We start from the raw sequence: 22,146 nt of genomic DNA, 5'->3' as shown, positions 1-22,146 counted from the left end.
GTTCCTCGCTCCTGCGGCACCGGTGCGCCGTCGCCCAGGGCGGTGGCCGTGCTCTCGTCGTGGCGGCCGACCGCGGATCGCGGGCCGCACCGGGCTGCTGGGTGGAGTCATCAGGTCGGGAGGCTGGACGACGGGTGCGGTAGTGCGATCTCCAGGAGGGCGTTCTCGACCAGGCTGCCGAGGTACAGGCGGCCACCGCTGGCGCAGGCGCTGGTGACCATGCGGAAGTGCAGGTCGCTGCGCTGCAGGTCGTGGACGGTGCGGCCCTCGCTGTCCAGGGCGATGGCCCAGGTGGTGGGACGCGGGTCGGGCTGCAACCGCTGCGGAACGTGCCACAGCGCTCGCCGCAGCAGCGGGCTGGAGCGGTGCAGCAGGTCCAGTAGGGGATCGCGGGCTGCCGCCAGCGCGACCCAGATCAGGCCGTCCGGTCCGGTGGAGAGGTTGTCCGGAAATCCGGGAAGGTTGTCCGCCAGGACGTCGTCCTGGCCGGCCCGCGCACCGGTGAGATGGACCCGGCGCAGCCGGTACGCGCCCGTTTCGGCGACGGTCACAAAACTGCCGTCACCGGCCAGGGTGACTCCGTTGGCGAACTGCAGGCCGTCCAGGAGCACTTCGGGCTCCTCGCCCGGGGCCAGGCGGATGAGCCGTCCGGTGCCGGAGTGTTCCAGCAGGTCGCCCCTCCAGTGCTCCAAGCTGAAGCGGCGGCTGGCGTCGCTGACGTAGATCGTGCCGTCGGCGGTCGTGGTGGCGTTGCTGCAGCAGGTCAGCCGCTCGCCCTGGATCTCGGTGAGGACGGGTTCGATGCGGCCGCTGTCGGGGTCCAGGCGCAGCAGTCCGCGTTGGGCGTCGCAGATCAGCAGGCGCCCGTCGGGCAGGGGGTGCAGTCCCAGGGGTCGGCCACCGGTGCGGGCGACCGTGCGGACGGTCCCGGCGTCGACGTCGAGGGCCACGATGCTTCCGTCGGCCAGCCCGGTGTAGAGCGTGCCCTTGCTGTCGGCGACCACGTCCTCGGGGCCCGTGCCGGGCAGCGGGATGCGGCGGCAGAGGGTCATCGGTTCGCTTCCGGCACGGCGCCGAGCGCGTTCGGGACGGGCCGGGGGGCGCCAGCGGACCGGGTGCAGTTCAGGCTTGGGTGTCATCGTCCAGTCTCTGTAGCTCTATAGCACTGCAGCTCTGTAACTCTGCTGCGGCGCGGGTGCGTTCGCGGGGGGCCGGATGCGGCGAAGGCGTAGGCGGTCAGGGGCGGGGCTTCCAGGAGGCTGTGGATACGCTGCCCGAGGCCCGGCCCGATGTCATCCTGCTGCTCCCGTGCGGATTCAGGTGAAGCACGCCGGGCTGCCATCTGACGGCCCGTGCGATCCTGGAGCACGTCACGGGACCGCAGGTCAGGAACGTGACGGTCCTCTTGTCGAACCGCTTCGGCGGGATGTCCAGGACACGCTGGATGAGCAGGTCCTCGCGGTCAGGCGGACGTCATCATCGCCCCTGGTCACGGAAGTGGACGAGAATGCGTCCCTCGTTGCCCGGGGCTGATTCGTGGCGGAGGTAGAGCTTCCTGATGTGCTTCTGGTCGAGAAAGGCCAGCACTCGCCGCTTCAGCTGGCCCGAGCCCTTGCCGGGGATGATCTCGACCACGGATTCGCCGGAGCGCGTCGCGGCGAAGAGGAACTGGCGCAGGGCAAGTTCGATGTCTCGGTTGTTGCGGTAGATCGGGTGCAGGTCCAGACTCAGCATCCGGCATCGCCTCCGGATGCCGCAGGTCGGTCGTCAACGATCACTGTCGCACCATAGCCCCATTCGCCCTCCCCGCACCAGGAACCTGACACCGGGTCACCGAGTCATCGGGGTTACCGAATGATCGGGTCACCGGGTCACCGGGTCAGTGGGCCGGAGTGGGAAGGGCAGGCGCTGCCGCAGCCGCCGCAGCGACCGTCGGGTCGGCCATCAGCGTGGCGTACTGCTTCTGGAACAGTGCCGTCGCGGCCTTGCGGTCGGCCTTGGCCGGCATCCAGAAGTCGACGTCGATGGCGACATTGCCGATCACGGCATAGCTCTCGGTCCAGATGTCGCCGTCCACGGTGAGCTTGGGGTGCTGGAAGGCCTGGGCGTCGCCACTGCCGGGAACCGGGAAGGTACCATCGGCGCCGACATCGTCCCCGGTCGAGCTCTGGTAGGCGAGGGTGAAACTCTGTGCCCCGGTCGCGGTACTGAACTGGAGCAGGTTGATGTCGACCTGGCTTCCGTCGCTCGCATGCCAGTTCTTCCGGACTGCGAACTGGAAGCCCCGGTCGAGCTCCTCATTACTGACCAGCTCGCGGTCGGTGGAGTCGGCATAGCGCACCAGCAGTTGTGTCAGCGTAAGGATGCCGGTGGGCCCGTTTGTGCTGGACTTCGCCCAGGGACGGGAGCCCTTCGGCGCCGCCGTCAGATCGCGCAGCAGTCGGCTCTTGTCGGCCGCCGTCGCTGTGGCCGGGGCCGTGCTGGTCGGGGCGGGTGCGACGGCGGTGGACACCGGTTGCGGTGACGGAGTGGTCACGTGCCCCACCAGCCGCGCGTACTGGGCTCGTGCCAGTTGGCTCAGCCCGGCGGGGTTGGGTCGGCCGGGCGTGTAGTAGGTGAGATCGACCGCGACGTTGCCCACGGCGAACCAGGCGGTCTGACGGAAGTTCCCGACGCTGTTCACAGCGCCGGCAGTCCAGGCCTCGGCCCCCGGTATGCCGGCCGGCGCGGACAACGGCCGGTTCGGTGACTCGTCTGCGGCCGTGGCCTCCGAGACCCCGCTGACGAAGTCTGCGGCTCCCTCGGACTTGCCGAACTGAATCAGGAAGACATCGGCCTGGGTGCCGTCCGGCGCATTCCAGTTGGTCTCCGCGGCACGGGCGAGGCCCTGCTGGCGGGCGATCTCCTTCTCGTCCGCGCGATCCTTGACAGCGAAGTGGCCGTCCACGAACTGGTCCAGGGTGAGGATGCCGCCGGGCGCCAGCGTGCCACGGGCGAAGGGCTTTGAGCCGAGCGGTGCCGTCAGTAGTTCGCCCTTCAGCTGCTTGGCGGGCAGCAGCTTCTCCGGCACGGGCCCGATCCGGCAGCCCGTCAGGGTCGTTCCGGCGAGGGTGAGGAGCAGGGCGACGGCCGAGGCGGTGCTGCGAACACGTCGTCTGTGGCTGAACTGCTGGGACACCATGAGCCAATCGCGAGAGCAGAGATGATCACACATCATGGCGCAGCGAGGGCGCGGGTGGGTAGCGAGTATCGCGGACGCCTGCTTCGGCTCAGCCACGTTCCTGCGGGGCCTGCAAGGTCTCCACAGCGCCCTGAAGCAGCTCACGTGCGGATGCGACAGCGACACCCGCCAGGCCCGGGGCCCCGTCCCGCGCGAGCTCTTCGAGTTCGCTGATGCCTGTCGCCAGCAGAGCGGCGGACTCTTCGTGGTCTCCCGCGTCGCCCGCCCCCCCCGCGTCGGCACCCGCTGTCCGGGCGAACTCGGGTTCGAACTCCAGCTCCACCGTCGCAAACAGCGGTGCCGTCGTTCGCCCTTGGTCCGGTCACGACGCCCTCTCCCGTTCGGCACCGGAACACCGCCATGCTGGGGGCAGGCAAGGCAACGTGGGCAAGGGGGGCGGGCGGATGCAGGATCGACGGGCGTTACGCGACAAGGCCGGTCTGCAGGACAGGACCGCGGGGCGGGGATCCGCGCGACGCAGGGGCCGCGCGCTGCTGCGCAGCGCGGTGGACCTGCTGAAGGCGCTCGCCTTCCTGGTGGCGGCCTGCGCTGCGCTCGGGTTGTGCTACGTGGGCGTTCAGGCCTTCCGCACCACCACGGGCCTGGCCGGGACGGCCGGGACGTTCACCGCCAGGACCTGCCAGGTCGCGCTGACCGGCGCGGACCAGACTCCGGACACGACCTGCCAGGGCACCTTCGTCTCCCAGGACGGCACCCTGACCGACCCGCACGCCGCGACCCAGGGGATTGGGAGCCTGAGCGCCGGCGCGACCAAGCAATTGCGCCGCGAACCGAACGGCATGTTCGACACAACCAGCCCTGCCGAGGCAGCGGGGGAAGTCGCCCTGGTGTTCGCCTCTCTGGGCGGAACGGTGTTCCTGTTGGCCAACTCCCTGGCGGAGGCTCTGCAGGGCGTGCTGCCCACCCGCCACGAAGGCATCTTCGACGCCGTCAGCCGACCTGTCCTGCGCCTGCTCCTTCTCTTCGGCGTTCTGACCGGCCTCGCCCTGCTGGCCTGCGCCGCAGCCGCACTCGTCGACTGAACCCGGCCCGCCGCCGCGTCCGCAGTCGTGCTGATCAGCCTGCGCTCCCGACCCGACCCGGGTTGAGGATCTCGGGGAGGTCCCGCATCCGTGCGTCCACGGCCTCGGTGAGGGTGGTTCCGGCGGTGCCGTCCAGGACGGCGGCCGCGTCGGCGAGGGAGCCGATGGCGGCGGTGTTGCCGGTGGTGGCGACGAAGCGGCGGCAGGCGTCGATCTTCGGACCCATCGAGCCGGCCGGGAAGCGCAGCGCGGCCAGCTCGTCGAGGTCCAGTCGGCGCAGCTCCGCGGCCTGCGGGGTGCTGAAGTGCGCCATCACGGCGGCCACGTCGGTGAGCACGAGCAGTCGGTCGGCTCCGACCGCGATGGCGAGCAGGGCGGCGGTGGCGTCCTTGTCGACCACCGCCTCCACTCCGGTCAGCCGCCCGGTGCCGTCCGCGGTGACCGGGGCCCCGCCACCGCCGCCGCAGATGACCACGGCGTGCTGCTCCAACAGGTGGGTGATGGAATCCTGTTCGATGATCCGCTGCGGCTCGGGGGAGGGGACGACCCGGCGCCAGTGGTCGCCGTCGGCGGCGATGGACCAGCTGTGCTGGTCGGCCAACTCCCCTGCCTGCTGCGCACTGTAGACGGGGCCGACGAACTTGGTCGGGGTGGCGAAGGCCGGGTCCGCGGGGTCGACCTGAGTCTGGGTGACCAGGCTGAGCACGGGCCCGGTCACTCCGGCGTTGCGCAGGCACTGGGCCAGCCAGTAGCCGATCATGCCCTGGGTCTGCGCGACCAGGACGTCCATCGGGTAGGGGCGGCTCAGGGCCGGGTCGTTCTCGCTCTCCAGCGAGAGCATGCCGACCTGGGGGCCGTTGCCGTGACAGATGATCAGCTGGTGCTGCCGCGCCAAGGGTGCCAGGGCCTCGGCGGCGGCGCGGACGTGCTCGATCTGGACGCTGGCGTCGGGCTTCTCGCCGCGCCTCAGCAGGGCGTTGCCGCCCAGTGCCACCACGATCCGCACCTCAGGCGCCCAGGGCGGCGACCATGACGGCCTTGATGGTGTGCAGTCGGTTCTCGGCCTGGTCGAACACCATTGAGCGCGGGGATTCGAAGACCTCGTCGGTGACCTCCGCGCCGTCCAGGCCGTGCTGGTTGAACAGCCGTGCGCCGAGCTGGGTGCTGCGGTCGTGGACCGAGGGCAGGCAGTGCAGGAACCCGGTGTCGGGCCGGCCCGAGCCGAGCATGACCTTCTCGGTGACCCGGTACGGCAGCAGCAGCGGTATCCGCGCTGCCCACTCCTCGTCCGACTCGCCCATGCTGACCCAGACGTCGGTGTAGACGAAGTCCACGCCCGCGACGCCCCGCTCGACGTCCTCGGTGACCAGCACGCGCGCGCCGCTGGTCTCGGCGAGCCGGTGGGCGGTGTCGATCACGTCCTGCGGGGGCCAGAGCGAGCGAGGCGCGGCGATGCGCACGTCCATGCCCAGCAGCGCGCCGGTGACCAGCAGCGAGCGGGCGACGTTGTTGCGGCCGTCGCCCAGGAAGCAGTAGGCGATCCGCTCGATCGGGCCGGGGTGGTGCTCGGTCATGGTGAGCACGTCGGCGAGCATCTGGGTGGGGTGCCAGGCGTCGGTGAGGCCGTTCCAGACCGGGACGCCCGCGTGGTCGGCCAGCTGCTCCACGGTGTCCTGGGCGAAGCCGCGGAACTCGATTCCGTCGAACATCCGGCCGAGCACTCGGGCGGTGTCGCGGATCGACTCCTCGCGTCCGATGTGGGAGCCCTCGGGGCCGAGGTAGGTGACGTGGGCACCCTGGTCGTGGGCGGCGACCTCGAAGGCGCAGCGGGTGCGGGTGGAGCTCTTCTCGAAGACCAGGGCGATGTTGCGGCCGGTCATCCGGGGGGTCTCCGTGCCGTCCTGCTTGGCCTGCTTGAGCTGGGCGGCCAGGCCGAGCAGGGCCAGGAAGCGGGCCTTGTCCAGGTCCAACTCCTTGAGCAGCGAGCCGGGGTGGCGAGTGGCCGTGGGGGCGGGGGTGGTGGTGCTGGTCATGGTGTGGGCCTCAGATTCCGTCGCGCTGGGTGGGGCAGGTCATGCAGCGGGCGCCGCCCCGGCCGCGGCCGAGTTCGCTGCCGGGGATGCTGATGACCTCGATGCCGTTGTCGCGCAGCATGCCGTTGGTCACGGTGTTGCGCTCGTAGCCGACGACCACGCCGGGGGAGAGGGTGAGGTAGTTGTTGGCGTCGTCCCACTGCTCGCGCTCGGCCGCGCGGGCGTCCTCGTCGGCGGACAGCACCCGGATCTTGTCCAGTCCCAGGGCGTCGGCGATGGTGGCGAACAGGTCGTCGCGGTGCTCGACGTGCAGGGCGCCGGTGTCGTGCTCGACGACCTCCTCCGGGTCGGCGGGGACGATCACCCAGGTCCGCATGGCCTTGGGGTCCAGGTTGGGGTAGCGGACGAAGGTGTCGGTGTCGATCATGGTCAGCACGGTGTCCAGGTGCATGAACGCGTGCGACTTGGGCAGCTGGACCGCGATCACGGTGCTGGCCTGGCCGCTGCGGAACAGCTCGCGGGCCAGGATCTCCACGCCGGTGGGGGTGGTCCGCTCACCCATGCCGATCAGCACCACGCCGCGTCCCAGGACGTGGATGTCGCCGCCCTCCAGGGTGGCCGGCTGGTGGTTGACGTCGTCGTCGCCGTAGTAGACCGGGAAGGCCGTCCCGGTGAACAGCGGGTGGAAGCCGTAGACGGCGCGGCTGTGCAGCGACTCGCGCTGCCGGGCGGCCTTGGCCATCGGGTTGATGGTGACGCCGCCGTAGATCCAGGCCGAGTTGTCGCGCTGGAACAGGGTGTTGGGCAGCGGCGGGAGTACGAAGTCGTCCAGCTCCAGGGTGTGCCAGCGCAGGCTGCGGACCCGCAGCGGGGAGAGGTCCTGGCGGGTGACGCCGCCGATGAGCAGCTCGGCCAGGGTGGCCGGGTCGGCGTCGTCGGCCAGCGCGCGCAGCGGTCCGGCCAGGGTGGGGCCGACCAGCTCCGGGGTGCACAGCCGGTCCAGGACGAACGCCCTGGCCTCGGGCTGGGCGAGCGCCTCGGCGAGCAGGATGTCGAAGTAGTGCACCGCGGTGCCGTGGTCGCGCAGCACCTGGGCGAAGGCGTCGTGCTCCTCGCGGGCCTTGTCGGCCCACAGCACGTCGTCGAACAGCAGCTCGTCGCAGTTGCCCGGGGTCAGCCGGTTCAGCTCCAGGCCGGGGCGGTGGACGATGGCCTCGCGCAGCCGGCCGACCTCGGAGTGGACGCCGAGGGTGCGGGTGGTGGTGGTCATGGGTGGCTCCTCGAAGCGTTGGGCGGATGGGTGGATCACTTGGCGCCACTGGCGGCGAGTCCGGCGTCGGGCTGCTCGTTCGTCGCCGCAGCCGGGGCGGCGGTCGGCGGGGCGGAGTTCGGCGGGTCGAGCGCCGCGGTGGCGTCGTAGGGGATGACCAGGCTCTCGCCGTACTCCTTGCGTCCGACCTTGAGCCAGATGTAGACCGGCAGGCCCAGCAGCAGGACGAACAGGCCGTAGTAGACGGCCTGGTAGCCGCTGCCGGCCAGCGACCAGAACGAGAACGCCAGCGCCACGGCGGACACCCCGCAGTCGCGGGCCAGGTGCGGCCAGCTGGTCGCCCGGCCCCGGGTCAGCAGCCAGTAGAGCTGCGCCCCGGCGCTGAACAGGTACGGGATGACGGCGGTGACCACGGACAGCAGGACCAGGGTGGTGAAGACCTTCTGGAACTGGGTGTAGCTGACGGCGGTGAGCACCGAGGCGAGCAGGGTCGAGCTGATGATGCCGAAGACCGGGACGCCCCGGCGGGTCCGGCCGAAGGCGGACGGGAACAGACGGTCCTTGGCGGCGGCCATCGGCATCTCGGCGACGATCAGGGTCCACCCGATCAGCGCGCCCAGGCCGGAGACGATCGCCGCGACGGCGACGGCCTGGCCGGCCCAGTGGCCGCCGAAGATGGCGTTGGCGGAGTCGGTGAACGGCGCGGTCGACTTCTGCAGGGCGGCGTTGGAGACCGTGCCGAAGACGGTCATCGTGCCCAGGATGTAGACCACCGCGCAGCCGATGGTGCCGAGCACGGTGGCGCGGCCCACGTTGCGCTTCGGGTTCCGTACCCGGCCGGCCGCGACGGAGGCGGTCTCGATGCCGAGGTAGCTGAACAGCGCGATCGCGGCGGCGGCGGAGATCGCCGCGCCGGCCGAGGTGCCGCTGGCGTTGAAGGAACCGAAGTTGGCCGACTTGATGAACAGCAGCCCCACGGTGGCCATGAACAGCAGCGGGATGAACTTCAGCACGGTGGTGACGATCTGAGTGACCGCCATGTTCCGGATGCCGGAGAGGTTGATCAGCGCCGGGATCCACAGCCCCACCATGGCGATGACGATGGACCAGAGCTTGGTGTGGCCGGTGTTGACGAACACCTCGACATAGCCGACCCAGGCCACCACGATGGCGGCGTTGCCCGCCCACGCGGTGATCCAGTACGACCAGGCGTTGAGGAAGCCGGCGAAGTCCCCGAAGGCGTCCCGTGCGTAGACGTAGGGGCCGCCCGAGCCCGGCACCCGCTTGGACAGGGCGCCGAAGGTGAACGCCAGCGCCAGCGCACCGATGGTGACCAGCACGAATGCGACCAGGCTGATCGGCCCGTACGGGGCCAGCGCGGTCGGCAGGGCGAACACCCCGGTCCCGATCACCGAGCCGATGACCAGCGCGGTCGCGGTCGGCAGTCCGAACATCCGTTTCTTCTCGGCCCCGTCCGGGGTGTCCGGCTCCTTCGCTGTCGGTGTGGTGTCGGGCGGGCTGTTTCCGGCCTCTGTGCTCACGGGGTCGTCCTCACATCTGTTCACCGTTCAGGACCGCCGCCGGCGTCCGCCGGGCGGCCCTGGGGCAGGGGTGGTGGCTAGTGGCTGGTGACGAGGGGGGTGGGAGCGCTGCCGTTGATCGGGATGTCGCCCCTGGACGTGGTCACGACCGGGCCCACCGGATCGGTCGGCGGGACGAGGGGCGCGGCGGCGGCGCTCTCACGGGCCAGGAAGGAGCCCAGTTCGCCGATGGTGCTCATCAGCGGGGCGGGGAAGACCACGGTGGTGTTCTTGTCGACGCCGATCTCCACCAGGCTCTGCAGGTTCCGCAGCTGGAGGGCGATCGGGTGGGCGGCCATGATGTCGGCGGCGTCGCCCAGGGCGGCGGCGGCCAGGGACTCGCCCTCGGCGTTGATGATCTTGGCGCGCTTCTCCCGCTCGGCCTCGGCCTGACGGGCCATCGCCCGCTTCATGCTGTCCGGCAGCTGGATGTCCTTCAGCTCCACCAGGGTCACCTGCACGCCCCACTCGACGGTGGCCACGTCCAGGATCTCGCGGATGTCGAGGTTGATCGCGTCGGTCTCGGACAGCGTCTCGTCCAGGGTGTGCTGGCCGACGACCTTGCGCAGGGTGGTCTGGGCGATCTGGTCGATCGCGGAGTAGACGTTCTCGATCGCGACCACCGACTTCACCGGGTCGACCACCCGGAAGTAGGCGACGGCGGAGACGTCGACGCTGACGTTGTCGCGGGTGATGATGCCCTGCGACTGGATCGGCATGGTCACGATCCGCAGCGAGACCCGGTGCAGCACGTCGACGAACGGGATGATGAACCGCAGCCCGGGCTCGCGCTCCCCGAGCACGCGTCCCAGCCGGAACAGGACGCCCTGCTCGTACTGCTTGACGATCTTCACCGTCATCGCCAGCACGGCCAGGAGTACGAGTACCACGATGATGACGATCAGAACGGGCATGGTGCGCCTCGGTTCGTAGGGCGGGCGGATCCCGGCGGGTGCGCCGTTGATCCCCATCCTGGTTCCGCGTGGCACCGCTGGTGCAGGGACCGGTGGGGGCCGGGCAGAGGGCCATTGGTCCCTCTGCCGGTGGCCGGCCGGACCCCCACCGGGCCCTCAGACGGTCAGGTGACGCGGAGAATCTTCAGGTTGACGAACTCGTCGATGCCAAGGGGCCCCAGTTCGCGGCCGAAGCCGGAGTTCTTGGTGCCTCCGAAGGGAAGCTCCGCGGCTTCCAGCGCGACGCCGTTCACGAAGACCATTCCCGCGTCGATCCCGTCCGCCACTCGTTCTGCCTGCGAGGGATCATCCGTGAAGACATAGCAGCCCAGGCCGAAGGGAGTGTCGTTGGCAATCCTCACGGCGTGCCCTTCATCGTGGGCGCGGTGGACGACCGCGACGGGTCCGAAGAACTCTTCGTGGTGGGCGCGGTTGTCGGGTGCGATGTCCGTCAGCACAGTCGGTTGGAAGTAGGTCCCCTTCCGGGTGCCGCCGGTCACCAGCGTGGCACCGTCCTCCACGGCGAGCGCAACCTGCTCCTCAAGGCGCCTGGCGGCGGCCTCGGAGGACAGCGGCCCGAGCTGCGTGGCAGCGAGTCGGGGGTCGCCGGGGGATATCCGGGCCATCGAGGCGACAAACTTCTGAAGAAACTCCTCATACAGGCTTTCCAGCACGACGAACCGCTTCGCGCCGTTGCAGGACTGCCCGTTGTTGTCCAGCCGCGCGGCGATTCCGGCGGCGACGACAGCGTCCACGTCCTGCACCTCCAGGACGATGAACGGGTCCGATCCGCCGAGTTCCAGCACCACCTTCTTCAGATGTCTGCCTGCGGCTTCGGCGACCACGGCCCCGCCCTTTCCCGATCCGGTGAAGGAGACGCCGCGAACCCCGGGGTGGGCGATCACGGACTCGGTCTGGCCATGGCTGATGAAAAGCGTCGAGCAGGTCTCCTGGGGCAGACCGGCTTCGGTGAACACGGCTTCGACTGCGGCAGCGGAATCGGGGCACTGCGGTGCCGGCTTCAGGAGCAGGGAGTTTCCCGCTATCAGGTGGGGCGCGGCGAACCGGGCGATCTGGTAGTAGGGGAAGTTCCAGGGCATGATGCCCAGGATGGTTCCGAGGGGGCTCTTGCGCAGGACCGCGGTCCCTGACCCGGAGGTTAGCGGGAGCTGCCGGTCGCGCAGCAGATCGGCGGCGTTCTCCGCGTAGTAGTCGTAGATGTCGGCGCAGAGGTCCACCTCGCCGAGGGCGCCGGTGACGGGTTTGCCCATCTCCGTCACGATGAGGTCCGCGAGGTATTCGCGCCGGTCGCGGTAGATCTCCGCAACGCGCTTGATGACGGCGGTTCTGGCCGTGAGGGGCGTCGCCGCCCACCTGGGGTGGGATGCGGTGACGGCGTTCGTCATCCGCGCGAGCTCCTCCGCCGTGAGGCAGCTGCGGGTGGTGCCGATCTCGCCGGTGGCGGGGTTGACGGTCTGGTAGAGCACGGGTGCGGAGTGGGACATCAGAGGTCGTCCCCTGTTCGCTGTGGGCTGGGGTCAGCCTGTGGCGGGAATGTGGCGGCCTTCGGCTCCCCGTAGACCTGACGGCCGAGCCACTGGCCGCCGTCGATCACCATCGTCGTGCCGGTGATGTAGCGTGACCGGTCCTCCAGCAGGAAGACCGCTGCCTCGGCGACCTCTTCCGGAGAGGTGAAGCGGCCGGCCGGGACGCTGCTCAGGACCCGGGCTCTGGCCTCGTCCGTGGGCCAGAGCGCCGCGCCTGCGCCCTCGGTCTCGGTCGGGCCGGGGGCGAGGCAGTTCACCCGGACGCCCCTGGCCCCCCATTCGGCGGCGAGGGTGCGGGTCATGGCGAGCACCCCGCCTTTGGCGGCGGCACTGTGGACGGTGCCGGGGTGGCCGTGCCAGGCGTAGCTGGCGATCACATTGACGATCGCCCCGTCCCGGGCGGCGAGCATGTGCTGTGCGGCGGCCCTGGTGGCGAAGAACGTGCCGTTGAGGACGATGTCCACGACGGCGCGCCACCCGTTGGGTGACAGTTCCTCGGCCGGGACGACGAAGTTGCCGGCTGCGTTGTTGACGAGGGCGTCCAGCCGTCCGTGCCGGGCGGCGACCGCGTCGATCGCCGTGGTCAGGGCGTCTGCGTCGCGGACGTCGACGGAGGCTGTCTCGATGACTCCGCCGAATTTCTCGGCGAGACGCCGCGTCTCTTCCAGCGCCTCGGTGCGTCGGCCCAGTACCGCGACCGTCCCGCCGGCGGCGGCGTAGCGCAGGGCGATGGCCCGGCCGATTCCCGAGCCGCCGCCGGTGACGACGGCGACCCGGTTGTCGAACTCAGTGGGGGACGTGTTCATGGGCCGTGCTCCCTTGGATGCGGTGTCGGTCCGGGGCGGTGCCGGAGCGGGTGATCAGTGCGTCGACGGCCAGGACGCCGGTCGGGGCGACGCGAAGCGGGTTGAGTTCGATCTCCTGCAGGTCCGGTCGCTGGGCGGCGAGCTGGGACAGCTGGACGACCGCGTCGGCCAGTGCCCCGGTGTCGACCGGGGGACGTCCGCGCCAACCGTCCAGCAGCGGAGCGCAGCGCAGGCGCGCGATCAGGCGCAGTGCCTCCTCGCGGGTGCACGGGGCCAGTGCCAGCGCGGTGTCGCGCCACAGCTCTGCTTGGACGCCCCCCGAGCCGACCACGACGACCGGTCCGAAGGAGGGGTCGGGACGGGTCCCGATCACCATCTCGACGACATCGGGGCGCTGGTCCATCTCCTCGACCACGTAGCGGCCGGGGCCGAGGCGCTCGGTCATCCTCGCGTGGGCTGCCTTCAGCGCGTCGGCGTCGGGCAGGCCGACGGCCACCCCGCCGTGTTCGCTCTTGTGCTCCAGCCACTGCGCCTTGAGTACGTACGGTGCACGCAATCGGCTTGCTGCGGCGGCTAGTTGGGACTGATCGGTGACGGCGACGGCAGGTGGGAAAGGGGCGACCAGGTCGGCCAGCAACTCGCGGGCGGCGAGGTAGTCCGGACCCGTATCGGTGGGCCCGTGCCCGGGCGGGTCCACGCGGACGTCGGCAGCCGTCCGGTCGTCGCTGGCCGGGCGGGGCGTCAGTTCGGCGAGGCGCACCGCCGTGCCCAGGGCGTCCACCGAGGCCTCGATGTCCGTGAAGGTCGGGACGCCCGCGGTGCGCAGCGCCTCGATGGTCGCCGTGTCCCTGGCCATCGAGTGCACCAGGACCGGCAGTGCGTGCCGTGCCGCCACGTCGGCGAGGGCCAGCGCGACCTCGGTCTCGCGCTGCTGCTGGGCCGGGATGTCCCGGCCGTAGCTGCCGAAGTACCCGGTCAGCAGGACGGCGTCGGTGGTGCCTGACGCCGCCGCGAGCTCCACGACCCGGCTGTAGCTCCCCAGGTCCTGTTCGCCGCCGCCGGCCAGGTCGACCGGGTTCGCGGTGGTGGCCTGCTCCGGCAGGCCCGCGGCGAGCGCCCGTCTGGTCTCCTCCGGCAGCGGCGCCACCAGCAGGCCGGCCCGCGAGGCGAGGTCGACGGCGAGGGCTCCCTGCCCCCCGCTGTCAGTGACGACGACGACCCGGCGTCCGCGCGGCCGGGGAGCGCGGACGAGCAGTTGCGCGGCGGCGATCAGTCGGGCGGGGGTCTCGACGCGCACCGCACCGGCAGCCTCGCACGCGGCGTCCACCACGTCCGTCGCCGTGGTCATCGCGCCGGTGTGGGAGCGGGCCGCCGACTGCCCGGCCTCACTGGCGCCGACGGTCAGCAGCAGCACCGGCTTCCCGGCCCGGCGCAGTGCCGCGAGTGCCGCGATCAGCGCGCGTCCGTCGCCGAAGCTCTCCAGGTAGAGGGCGACCACCCGGGTGCCGTGGTGGTCGGCGAGGTCGGCGAGGACCTCGTGCGCGGTCACGTCCGCCTGGCTGCCCACCGAGACGAAGCGGGAGACGCCGATTCCGGCGTCAGCGGCCAACCCCGCCAGTTCCAGGCCGAGTTGGCCGCTCTGCGAGACGATCGCCAGCGCGCCGGGCCGAAACGACCCCCAGACCAGGTCGAGTTCGCTGTCCGCGTCGTAGACGCCGAGGCAGTTGGGGCCGATCATCCGGGCCCCCGCCCGCCGGACGCGGGCGGCCAGGCCTGCCTCGTCGGGCGTCCCGGCGGTGACGGCCAGCACCCCGCGGACGCCCAGGGCCAGCGCCTCGTCCACGGCCGCTCCCAGGGCGGCCGCGGGGACGGCGAACGCGACCAGGCCGGGCACCTGCGGCAGTTCGCGGAGCGAGCAGGCGGTCTGCTGACCGAGGACCGTGCCGCCGCGGGCGTTGACCAGGTGCACCGGGCGCCGTGCCGCCCCGGCCAGAGCGCCCCGAGCCAGCCAGTGGCCCCACTTGGTCGGCGAGTCACTGGCGCCGACGACGGCGATCGACGCCGGGTCGCGGAAGACGTCCAGTCCGCTCATCGGCCGGCCTGCCGGCCCGACGAGGCGGTTCCGGCCGACCCGGACGTTCCTGTCGACCGGGACGCTCCGGCCAACCGGGACAGCGAGCGGGAGATCACCAGCCGCTGGATGTCCGAGGTGCCCTCCTCGATCTCCTCCAGCTTGGCGTCGCGCATCCACTTCTCGACCAGGAACTCCTGCGAGTAGCCCCAGCCGCCCAGGGTCTGGACCGCGGCCCAGCTGTTGGCCATGGCGTTCTCCGAACCGACCAGCTTGGCCGCCGCGGCCTCGGCGGTGACCCGCTCGCCACGGTCGAACAGCTGCGCCGCGCGCACCGCGAACAAGTGGGCCGCGTCGGTGCGCACCGCCATGTCCGCGAGTCGGAACGCCACCGCCTGGTGCTTGATGATCGGCACGCCGAACTGCACCCGCTCCCGGGCGTAGTCGGTCGCGTAGTCGAGCGCGGCACGGCACAGCCCGGCGCAGGACGCGCCGATCAGGATGCGCGAGGCGTCGAAGGTCCGCATCAGTCCGACGAAGCCCTGACCCTCGTCGCCGAGCCGGTCCGCGACCGGCACCCGTACGTCCTCCAGGAACACCTCGGCATTGACGATCGCGCGCTGCCCCATCTTGCGCATCGGCCTGCCCACGGACAGGCCGGGAGTGTCGCGCTCGACCACGAACGCGGTCACCCCCCTGGCGCCGAGGGCGGGGTCGACCGTGGCGAAGACGACGAAGCGCTGGGCGTAGGGGGCATTGGAGATCCACGCCTTCTGGCCGTTCAGCACGTAGTGGTCGCCCAGCGCCGTGGCCCCGTCCGGGCTCCCGTTCCGGTCGACTTGCACCAGTACCGCGCGGGTGCGGATGCCGGCGGCGTCGGAACCGTAGCCCGGCTCGGTGACCGCCAGTGCCGTCAGCGGCGGCGCGGCGTCGCACAGCGGACCCAGCCAGCGTCGCTTCTGCTCCTCGGTGCCCAGTTCGAGGATCGGGTCGGCGAAGAACCCGCTGGAGGTCATCAGGTTGCCGATGGCGATGTCGCCGTGGCACAGCTCCTCCTGGACCAGGACCTGGGTCAGCATGTCGGTGACGCCGCCCCCGCCGTACTCGGCGGGGATCATGAAGGAGGACAGGCCGATCGCTGCCGCCTTGGACCACAGGTCGAGCGGCGATTCGGTCTGGGCGTCGTCGACCTCCCGAGCCCGGGGACGGATCTCTTTCGCGGCGAACTCGCGGGCCAGGCTGACGATCTGCTGCTGCTCGCCGGTGAGGTCCAGGGCGTCGCGGATGTCGAAGGGCATGGAAGCTCCATAGGGTGTTGGACGGCCCGGAAAGGCCGGTGATGGATGGGCGGAGGGGTCAGCCGCGGTTCGCGGCAGCCAGGACGCCCTCGCCGGGTTCCTGTTCCGACGCGGGGGACGGCAGTTTGGCGGCGAAGAAGTCCGGGGCGCGCCGCTGCTGCACGAGCATGAGCACCACACCCACCGCGATCGCGCCGACTCCGATCAGGAACACCCCGCCGATGTGCCAGTGCGGTGGGAACGGCATCGTCCAGGAGGTGTAGCCGGAGTCCGGGCTCCAGTCGTTGCGCAGGCTCCACAGGCCGGCCGCGACCAACGCGAGACCACCCGCGGCGGGGAGGGCCACCCGCAGCCACAGGTCGGCGGCGCTGCGCCGGACCTGGCGCCGGTAGGCCCAGGCGGAGGTGATTCCGGTGAGGCCGTAGTAGAAGGCGATCATGAGGCCGCAGGAGGAGACGGCGTCCCCGATCACATGTCCGTGGGCCAGGAAGCTCATCACCAGGTAGGCGGCGCCACCGGCCACGCCGGTCGCGATCGTGGCCGTCCGCGGGATCGCGTTGCGCGGGTGCACGGAACCGAAAGTACCGGGCAGCGCCTGATGGCTGGCCATCGCCAGCAGGGTGCGCCCGAGGGTGAGGACGGTGGTCTCGGTGGACGCGGCGGCCGAGGACAGCACCATGAGGATCAGCAGGTGCAGCATCACCGAGCCGAAGCCGGTGGTGCCGAACACCGCGCCGCCGAGGGCGGAGAAGACGTCACCGGAGTGGTCCGGGTTGGCCAGGCCGTTGCCGGTGGTGCCGATTCCGGCGAAGGAGACCGTCGCGATGGTCGCGCCGAGGTAGAGCGCGAGCAGCAGGATCGTCGACAGCGTCGCGGCCCGGCCCGGTGTGCGGCGACGGTCCGCCGTTTCCTCGTTGACCGTCAGCGCGGTCTCCCAGCCCCAGTAGATGAACAGCATCAGGACCAGCGCGCTGACGAAGGCGCTCGGCGAGGAGATCGCGAAGGGATTCAACCAGGAGAGTCGCGGATGCTGGGCGCCCGGAGTCGCGTGGCCGGTCCAGACCCGGACCAGCGCGACCGCGGAGAACACCACCAGCATGGCGAACTCCAGGAACAGCAGCGCTCTTTGGACGGCGGCGGCGACCTCGATGCCGCGATAGCACACGGCGGTCATCAGGGCGATCCAGCCCAGGCCGACGGCCACGACCCAGGGGCTCGTCGGGTCCTCGCCGATGCCGTTGGCCCCGAACAGCAGGAACACGTACTGGCCTGCGACCTGCGCGAGGCTGCCCATGACCAGCACGAACGAGGAGATGATCGCCCAGCCGCAGAGGAAGCCGACCCGTGGGCCGAGCTGCCGGGAGGCCCAGGTGAAGATGGTGCCGCAGTCGGGGTCGGCCCGGTTGAGCGCCGCATAGCCGAAGGACACGAACAGGATCGGGACGAAGGCGAGCACGACGACGGCCGGGGCCTGGAAGCCCACCGCCGCGACGACGAAGGCCAGGGTGGCGGCGAGGCTGTAGGCCGGTGCCGCCGAGGCGGTGGCGAGGATCAGGCTGGTGGCCATGGACAGCGCCCCTGGTCTCAGCCCCTTGGACGACATGTCGGCCAGGCCGTCGGGCTCGGCCTGCGTGGTGGTTGGCATGGAAGCTCCTCATTGCTCATAGGCGGAGGAAAAGCCGGGATCGCAACACTGATTAGCGAGTCAATATTGCTGACCGTGAAGGTCGCGTCAAGAGGTCGGGAGGAAGCAATCGCAATTATTGACTTCCGGATCAGTCTTGCTGCAGGCTCGGAGTCATGAGGCCACAGAGAGAACCCGAGCCGACCGCACCCGAGCCGAGCGGATCCGAGCCCTCCGCCACCGCACCGCCGCGCGGAGCGGCCACGGCGGAGCCGACCGCCTTCGCCGACGTCGTGGTCGTCGGAGCCGGCTACGCGGGCCTTGCCGCCGCGCTCGAACTGCTGGAACGCGGCCTGGACGTCGTCGTCCTGGAGGCCTCGCCCCGGGTCGGCGGCCGGGTGCTGAGCGAGCAGCGGGAGTCAGGACCGGTGCTCGACCACGGCGGCCAGTGGGTCGGGCCGACCCAGCGTCATCTGCTGGCCCTCGCCGAACGCTTCGGCCAGCGAACCTTCCCCACCTGGGAGGCCGGACAGCACACCGAGGTGTGGCACGACGGCTCCCGTGTCGGATACTCCGGAGCCGCGCCGGCGTCCGGTCCGGGGATCGCGGAGTACCTCCGGATCACCGCGCTGCTCGACGCGTCCGCGCTGACCGTCGACCCGGAGCACCCCTGGCTGACACCGCGCTTCGCGGAATGGGACAGCCGGAGCGCCGAGTCCTTCTTCCAGGAGCAGACCGACGACGCCGACGCGCTGGTGCGCCTCGCCCTCGCGGTCCAGGGCGTGTGGTGCGCCGAACCGCGCGAGATATCGCTCTTCCACCTGCTGTTCTACATCCGGGCGGCAGGCAGCTACGAGCAGTTGATGGAGACTCGGGACTGCGCCCAGGACCGGCGGTTCGCCGAGGGTGCGGCCGCCCCGGCGCGGGCGATCGCGGCCCTGCTCGGCGACCGGATCCGGCTCGGCGCGCGCGTTCGCGCTGTCGAGCAACTCGTCGATGCCGCAGGAGACGCCTCCGGGGTCCGGATACGCACCGACGACGGTGCGGTGGTCGAGGCCCGCCGCGCGGTCATCGCCCTTCCGCCGCCGGCGGTCCAGGGCATCGCGTTCAGTCCCGCGCTGCCGGCCGCCCGCAGCGGATGGATCACGCACAGTCCGATGGGCAGGGTCGCCAAGGTCCACGCCGTCTACCCCGAGCCCTTCTGGCGGGCCGACGGACTCTCCGGTATCGCGACCCTCTACGGTGACCTGCCCGTCGGCGTGGTCTTCGACAACTCGCCGCAGGACGCCTCGACCGGCGTCCTGGTGGCCTTCCTCTACGGCGACCGGGCCACCGACTGGAGCGGATCGGACCCGGAACAACGCCGTGCCGCGGTGCTCGACAGCCTGCGCGCCGTCGTCGGCGACCGCGCCGCAGATCCGGTCGACTACACCGAGACGATATGGCCGCAGGACCAGTTCGCCCGGGGAGGCTATGCGGCCTTCCTCGCCCCCGGCGGCTGGAGCGGCTACGGCGAGCACGGATGGCGTGAGCCCACCGGTGCCCTGCACTGGGCCGGGACCGAGACCGCCACCCGCTGGAACGGCTACATCGACGGCGCCATCGGCTCGGGCTACCGAGCCGCCGACGAGGTCGCCAAGGCCCTGGCCGAAACGGTTCGCCCGGCAGCGGACGGCGACTGAGGTCCACGAACCGCCGGGCAGCCGGGCGTAGCTGGACGTGGCCGGGCGGGCATAATGAGAAGTGCCATGGCGAAGAAGACTCAGACGACCACGATGCAGGACCCCGAGCCCACCGACGGGACCGTGGCCGACCGGGCCCGCCGGGTGGTGCTGGCGGCCGACGTCAACCAACGCAGGTTCGCCGAACTCATCGGGATGGACCCCACCGCACTCTCGAAGGCGCTGCGCGGCACCCGCCGACTGCAGGACCACGAGCTGGCCGCCATCGCCCGGGTCGGCAAGGTCCCCGTGCGCTACCTCACCACCGGGAGCGGACGGGAACCGATCGCCGTGACCCGGGCCGCCGGGTCACGGCGACGGGCCGAGACCCTGGACACCGACACCCGCCGCATCCAGATCCTGGAAGCGACGGCGCGACTGATCGCACGGCACGGCATCCACGCCGTTCGGGTGGCCGACATCGCCCGTGCCTGCGGCACCAGCACCGGCACCGTGCACTACCACTTCCCCGCCAAGGACGGGGCCCTGCGAGCAGCGCTGCTGTTCTACGCCGACCGCCTGCACGACCGCCTGGAACGCGAGTTCCAGCAGGTGGGCGACACGATGGAGATGCTGCGCCGACTCGTCGAGGTCCAACTGCCCAGCAGCAGCGATGACATCGACGAATGGTCGGTGTGGATCCAGTCCTGGACCGCGGCCATGCTCGAGCCGTCCCTGCGCGAAGGTCAGCGTGCCGTCTACTCGCGCTGGCGCGGGATCGTCCTCGACCTCGTCCGCCGCTGCCAGCGCGAGGGCCTCGCTCCGGACGCCGACCCCGAGGCCCTGGCCAGCCGTTTCACCGGCCTGGTGGACGGGCTGGCGATACAGATGCTGTCGGGCAGCGCCGAGATGCCGGTGGAGCGCATGCGCGAACTGCTGCTCGACGCCTTCGAACCCCACATCACCCTCCGCCGTCCTGGGGGAGAGTAGAGGGAGAGTAGTCGTCCCAGCGCGGGTATGCGCGGGAATCTGGTGTGGCGCATCGTCAGACCGACAGCGGCACTCGTTCGGTGAGCTTTTCGCTGAGCCTGAGCAGGCGCTCGATGGAGCGCTTGTCGTTGACCTGTGGTCCGGGGGTGCTGAGCATCAGCTGGTCGTAGTAGCCGCCGTTGACGACCTCGGTCAGCGGGCAGCACAGCGTGAGCAGGATCTCGGCGATCTCGGCGGCCGGGCGCCCGGAGGTCCCGTACAGCGGGCGGATCGCGGTCTCGGCGACGCCGGGGTGCACCGTGATGGCGGTGTGTCCGGCCGGGAGCCACTGGGCCAGGGCACCGGTGAAGGTGGTCAGGGCCAGCTTGGACTGGCCGTAGGCGACCACACGGGAGTAGCGCTTGGCGCGGGTGAGGTCGGTCCAGTCGATGTTCGCGGTGCGGTGCAGGCTGGACCCCAGGGCGACGACGCGGCTGTCGGCGCTGCGGGCCAGGGGGCGTTCCAGCAGTCGGGTGAGCAGGTAGGGCGCGAGGTAGTTGACCTGGAAGCAGAGCTCGTTGCCCTGCCGGGTCAGGGTGCGCCGCTCGGGTGCGGTGATGCCGGCGTTGTTGACCAGCAGGTCGAGTCGCTCGTACCGCTCGGCCAGTGCGGTGCCGAGCTGGTGCACCTGGTCGAGGTGGGCGAAGTCGGCGGAGGCCTGCTCCAGCTGCGAAGCGGGGGCGCCGGCCGCCGCCAGGCGCTGGACGGCGAGTGCGGTGCTCTCGGCGCTGGGGCCGTGGACGATCACCCGCGCGCGCCGCCGGTGGCCAGGCGCAGCGCGGTCTGGAAGCCCAGGCCCTCGGTGGCGCCGGTGACCAGCGCGGTGCGGTCGGCGAAGGCGAGGCCGTGGGAGGAGAGAGAAGACACAGGGGTCCGTTCGTTGGAGGACCGGGCGGGCCGTGGCAGGCACCGGTCCGTGGAAGGTCAGACCTCACCGCACCCCGAACGGAAGCGTCCGGCGTGCGGGAGCAGGCGGGGAGGGCGCGCTGGGGCGACCGTCCGCGGCAGAAGGCGGGATGGGAAGGGCGGCGTTCAGCGACCGGGATGCGGCGGCCGGTCGTCGTGGAGACGACCGGGGTGCGGAGCGGCGTGCTCCGGCTGCGCAGGGCAGGCCGGCGCCGTGACGGCGCTGTCGGTGCTGCGGATGAGTGGGCCCATGCGTCCGATGCAACCGGATCCTGAGTTGCGTGGGCAAGCCGTGGGCGGGATTCCTGGCGCGCCCCTGACGGTCGGAGACCGCATTCTGTCGCTGCCTTAACCCGCCTGTGGGACGGGCCTGGGACGGGCCTCTGCCTCTTCGAGCGGGGCGCCGGTCAAGTCGGCGTCAAAGTACCGATCATCTGTATATGGGAATCGTCAGGGAGCTTTTCTTGGCCCACCTGTCGGATGTTGCATAGCCGCGTCGAGACAAAGGTGAGGGGCGGTCGTGACGGTGCCGGTGGGGCGGGTCGTGGTGGGCGTGAACGGGTCGCTGAGCAGCTTGGAGGCGCTGCGCGCTGCGGTTGACGAGGCTCGTCGGGGGCGGGCCGAGCTGCTGGCAGTCATGGCCTGGACACCCGTGGGCGGCGAGGCGGGCTACCGCCGCGCCCCGTGCTCCGACCTGCTCGCCCTGTGGGAGGCGCAGGCGTGCGTGCGGCTGCGCAACAGCTTCGAGGAAGCCTTCGGCGGCTATCCGAGCGGGGTGGCGATCCACCCTCTCGTCGTACGCGCCGAAGCGGGCCACGGCCTGGTGTCGATCGCTGACCGGTCCGACGACCTGCTCGTGCTGGGGGCCGGCGAGCGCGGCTGGCCGGCCCGCTGGTTCCACGGCGCCACCAGCCGCTACGTCGTCTCCCACGCCGGCTGCCGGGTGCTGGCGGTCCCGCCGCCGGCCTTGCTCAAGGAACTGTCCCTGTGGCAACGGCACCGACGGCCGGCCGTGTCCTCCGAGGAACTCCAGGCCGCTTCCAAGCCGCACAGGGCCCCGCGCCTCGACACTCCCAACGCCCCGGTCACGGACGAGGGCTGACCT

At 71.1% G+C, this 22,146-nt stretch carries 19 protein-coding genes; 4 read left to right on the top strand and 15 right to left on the bottom strand.

All coding sequences use genetic code 11. The features are described 5' to 3' along the window. Positions 1 to 110: 110 nt before the first annotated feature. From ACXKR8_RS06545 to ACXKR8_RS06535, 3 genes are all read right to left on the bottom strand, one after another. Entirely contained in the window at positions 111 to 1,052 is a 942-nt protein-coding gene (locus ACXKR8_RS06545; protein ID WP_458271945.1) for an SMP-30/gluconolactonase/LRE family protein, read from the bottom strand. 424 nt (positions 1,053 to 1,476) lie between these two features. Beyond that, a complete protein-coding gene (locus ACXKR8_RS06540) occupies positions 1,477 to 1,734 on the bottom strand; it encodes a Smr/MutS family protein (protein ID WP_458271944.1) in 258 nt (85 codons plus the stop codon). Between the two features lie 145 nt (positions 1,735 to 1,879). Then, on the bottom strand, positions 1,880 to 3,181 hold the full coding sequence (locus ACXKR8_RS06535; protein ID WP_458271943.1) for a hypothetical protein: 1,302 nt from the start codon (positions 3,179 to 3,181) through the stop codon (positions 1,880 to 1,882). A 443-nt stretch (positions 3,182 to 3,624) separates the two neighbouring features. Between ACXKR8_RS06535 and ACXKR8_RS06530 the strand changes: the two genes are divergently transcribed. After that, positions 3,625 to 4,263 carry a hypothetical protein gene (locus ACXKR8_RS06530; protein ID WP_458271942.1) on the top strand — a complete coding sequence of 213 codons (639 nt, stop codon included), beginning with the start codon at positions 3,625 to 3,627 and terminating at the stop codon, positions 4,261 to 4,263. A 34-nt stretch (positions 4,264 to 4,297) separates the two neighbouring features. Here the strand turns inward: ACXKR8_RS06530 and ACXKR8_RS06525 are convergent, their stop codons facing one another. From ACXKR8_RS06525 to ACXKR8_RS06480, 10 genes are all read right to left on the bottom strand, one after another. Continuing rightward, positions 4,298 to 5,269, bottom strand: coding sequence for a carbamate kinase (locus ACXKR8_RS06525; protein ID WP_458271941.1), 972 nt, complete (start codon positions 5,267 to 5,269; stop codon positions 4,298 to 4,300). A gap of 1 nt (position 5,270) precedes the next feature. Further along, on the bottom strand, positions 5,271 to 6,296 hold the full coding sequence (argF, locus tag ACXKR8_RS06520) for an ornithine carbamoyltransferase (RefSeq protein ID WP_458271940.1): 1,026 nt from the start codon (positions 6,294 to 6,296) through the stop codon (positions 5,271 to 5,273). A gap of 10 nt (positions 6,297 to 6,306) precedes the next feature. Beyond that, entirely contained in the window at positions 6,307 to 7,566 is a 1,260-nt protein-coding gene (locus ACXKR8_RS06515; protein WP_458271939.1) for an arginine deiminase, read from the bottom strand. Positions 7,567 to 7,601: 35 nt separating this feature from the next. Beyond that, on the bottom strand, positions 7,602 to 9,020 hold the full coding sequence (locus tag ACXKR8_RS06510; protein ID WP_458274913.1) for an amino acid permease: 1,419 nt from the start codon (positions 9,018 to 9,020) through the stop codon (positions 7,602 to 7,604). Positions 9,021 to 9,184: 164 nt separating this feature from the next. Then, entirely contained in the window at positions 9,185 to 10,117 is a 933-nt protein-coding gene (locus ACXKR8_RS06505; RefSeq protein ID WP_462100365.1) for a slipin family protein, read from the bottom strand. Positions 10,118 to 10,224: 107 nt separating this feature from the next. Further along, positions 10,225 to 11,604, bottom strand: a complete 1,380-nt coding sequence (locus tag ACXKR8_RS06500) for an NAD-dependent succinate-semialdehyde dehydrogenase (RefSeq protein ID WP_458271937.1) — start codon at positions 11,602 to 11,604, stop codon at positions 10,225 to 10,227. Further along, on the bottom strand, positions 11,604 to 12,452 hold the full coding sequence (locus tag ACXKR8_RS06495; protein WP_458271936.1) for an SDR family oxidoreductase: 849 nt from the start codon (positions 12,450 to 12,452) through the stop codon (positions 11,604 to 11,606). The genes ACXKR8_RS06500 and ACXKR8_RS06495 overlap by 1 nt, the downstream gene beginning before the upstream one ends. Next, on the bottom strand, positions 12,433 to 14,544 hold the full coding sequence (locus ACXKR8_RS06490; RefSeq protein ID WP_458271935.1) for an acetate--CoA ligase family protein: 2,112 nt from the start codon (positions 14,542 to 14,544) through the stop codon (positions 12,433 to 12,435). Before ACXKR8_RS06490 ends, ACXKR8_RS06495 begins: the two co-directional genes overlap by 20 nt. Next, on the bottom strand, positions 14,541 to 15,821 hold the full coding sequence (locus tag ACXKR8_RS06485; RefSeq protein ID WP_458271934.1) for an acyl-CoA dehydrogenase family protein: 1,281 nt from the start codon (positions 15,819 to 15,821) through the stop codon (positions 14,541 to 14,543). Before ACXKR8_RS06485 ends, ACXKR8_RS06490 begins: the two co-directional genes overlap by 4 nt. Before the next feature lie 58 nt (positions 15,822 to 15,879). Next, positions 15,880 to 17,466, bottom strand: a complete 1,587-nt coding sequence (locus tag ACXKR8_RS06480; RefSeq protein ID WP_458271933.1) for an APC family permease — start codon at positions 17,464 to 17,466, stop codon at positions 15,880 to 15,882. Between the two features lie 155 nt (positions 17,467 to 17,621). Between ACXKR8_RS06480 and ACXKR8_RS06475 the strand changes: the two genes are divergently transcribed. Together ACXKR8_RS06475 and ACXKR8_RS06470 are read left to right on the top strand one after the other, a co-directional pair. Continuing rightward, complete coding sequence (locus tag ACXKR8_RS06475) at positions 17,622 to 19,127, top strand: flavin monoamine oxidase family protein (protein WP_458271932.1); 1,506 nt, start codon at positions 17,622 to 17,624, stop codon at positions 19,125 to 19,127. Between the two features lie 66 nt (positions 19,128 to 19,193). Further along, positions 19,194 to 20,096 (top strand): TetR family transcriptional regulator C-terminal domain-containing protein, encoded by a 903-nt coding sequence (locus ACXKR8_RS06470; protein ID WP_458271931.1) that lies wholly within the window; start codon positions 19,194 to 19,196, stop codon positions 20,094 to 20,096. A 55-nt stretch (positions 20,097 to 20,151) separates the two neighbouring features. Here the strand turns inward: ACXKR8_RS06470 and ACXKR8_RS06465 are convergent, their stop codons facing one another. Both ACXKR8_RS06465 and ACXKR8_RS06460 read right to left on the bottom strand, forming a co-directional pair. Beyond that, positions 20,152 to 20,883 carry an SDR family NAD(P)-dependent oxidoreductase gene (locus ACXKR8_RS06465; protein WP_462100364.1) on the bottom strand — a complete coding sequence of 244 codons (732 nt, stop codon included), beginning with the start codon at positions 20,881 to 20,883 and terminating at the stop codon, positions 20,152 to 20,154. Further along, complete coding sequence (locus tag ACXKR8_RS06460) at positions 20,880 to 21,002, bottom strand: hypothetical protein (RefSeq protein WP_462100363.1); 123 nt, start codon at positions 21,000 to 21,002, stop codon at positions 20,880 to 20,882. Before ACXKR8_RS06460 ends, ACXKR8_RS06465 begins: the two co-directional genes overlap by 4 nt. Positions 21,003 to 21,561: 559 nt before the next feature. Here ACXKR8_RS06460 and ACXKR8_RS06455 point away from each other — a divergent pair. Then, positions 21,562 to 22,143 carry a universal stress protein gene (locus ACXKR8_RS06455; RefSeq protein ID WP_458271929.1) on the top strand — a complete coding sequence of 194 codons (582 nt, stop codon included), beginning with the start codon at positions 21,562 to 21,564 and terminating at the stop codon, positions 22,141 to 22,143. Positions 22,144 to 22,146 lie beyond the last annotated feature (3 nt).

It is taken from the genome of Streptacidiphilus sp. PAMC 29251, from assembly GCF_054208735.2.
Note: the sequence above shows the minus strand (reverse complement) of the source record. Positions and strands in the feature narration are given on the sequence as shown.

What these genes read in the sequence shown, in the direction of transcription:
- ACXKR8_RS06545 (WP_458271945.1), bottom strand. Translation starts at nt 1,052, where the DNA reads ATGACCCTCTGCCGCCGCATCCCGCTGCCCGGCACGGGCCCCGAGGAC.
- ACXKR8_RS06540 (WP_458271944.1), bottom strand. Translation starts at nt 1,734, where the DNA reads ATGCTGAGTCTGGACCTGCACCCGATCTACCGCAACAACCGAGACATC.
- ACXKR8_RS06535 (WP_458271943.1), bottom strand. Translation starts at nt 3,181, where the DNA reads ATGGTGTCCCAGCAGTTCAGCCACAGACGACGTGTTCGCAGCACCGCC.
- ACXKR8_RS06530 (WP_458271942.1), top strand. Translation starts at nt 3,625, where the DNA reads ATGCAGGATCGACGGGCGTTACGCGACAAGGCCGGTCTGCAGGACAGG.
- argF (WP_458271940.1), bottom strand. Translation starts at nt 6,296, where the DNA reads ATGACCAGCACCACCACCCCCGCCCCCACGGCCACTCGCCACCCCGGC.
- ACXKR8_RS06515 (WP_458271939.1), bottom strand. Translation starts at nt 7,566, where the DNA reads ATGACCACCACCACCCGCACCCTCGGCGTCCACTCCGAGGTCGGCCGG.
- ACXKR8_RS06510 (WP_458274913.1), bottom strand. Translation starts at nt 9,020, where the DNA reads ATGTTCGGACTGCCGACCGCGACCGCGCTGGTCATCGGCTCGGTGATC.
- ACXKR8_RS06505 (WP_462100365.1), bottom strand. Translation starts at nt 10,117, where the DNA reads ATGGGGATCAACGGCGCACCCGCCGGGATCCGCCCGCCCTACGAACCG.
- ACXKR8_RS06500 (WP_458271937.1), bottom strand. Translation starts at nt 11,604, where the DNA reads ATGTCCCACTCCGCACCCGTGCTCTACCAGACCGTCAACCCCGCCACC.
- ACXKR8_RS06495 (WP_458271936.1), bottom strand. Translation starts at nt 12,452, where the DNA reads ATGAACACGTCCCCCACTGAGTTCGACAACCGGGTCGCCGTCGTCACC.
- ACXKR8_RS06490 (WP_458271935.1), bottom strand. Translation starts at nt 14,544, where the DNA reads ATGAGCGGACTGGACGTCTTCCGCGACCCGGCGTCGATCGCCGTCGTC.
- ACXKR8_RS06485 (WP_458271934.1), bottom strand. Translation starts at nt 15,821, where the DNA reads ATGCCCTTCGACATCCGCGACGCCCTGGACCTCACCGGCGAGCAGCAG.
- ACXKR8_RS06480 (WP_458271933.1), bottom strand. Translation starts at nt 17,466, where the DNA reads ATGCCAACCACCACGCAGGCCGAGCCCGACGGCCTGGCCGACATGTCG.
- ACXKR8_RS06475 (WP_458271932.1), top strand. Translation starts at nt 17,622, where the DNA reads ATGAGGCCACAGAGAGAACCCGAGCCGACCGCACCCGAGCCGAGCGGA.
- ACXKR8_RS06470 (WP_458271931.1), top strand. Translation starts at nt 19,194, where the DNA reads ATGGCGAAGAAGACTCAGACGACCACGATGCAGGACCCCGAGCCCACC.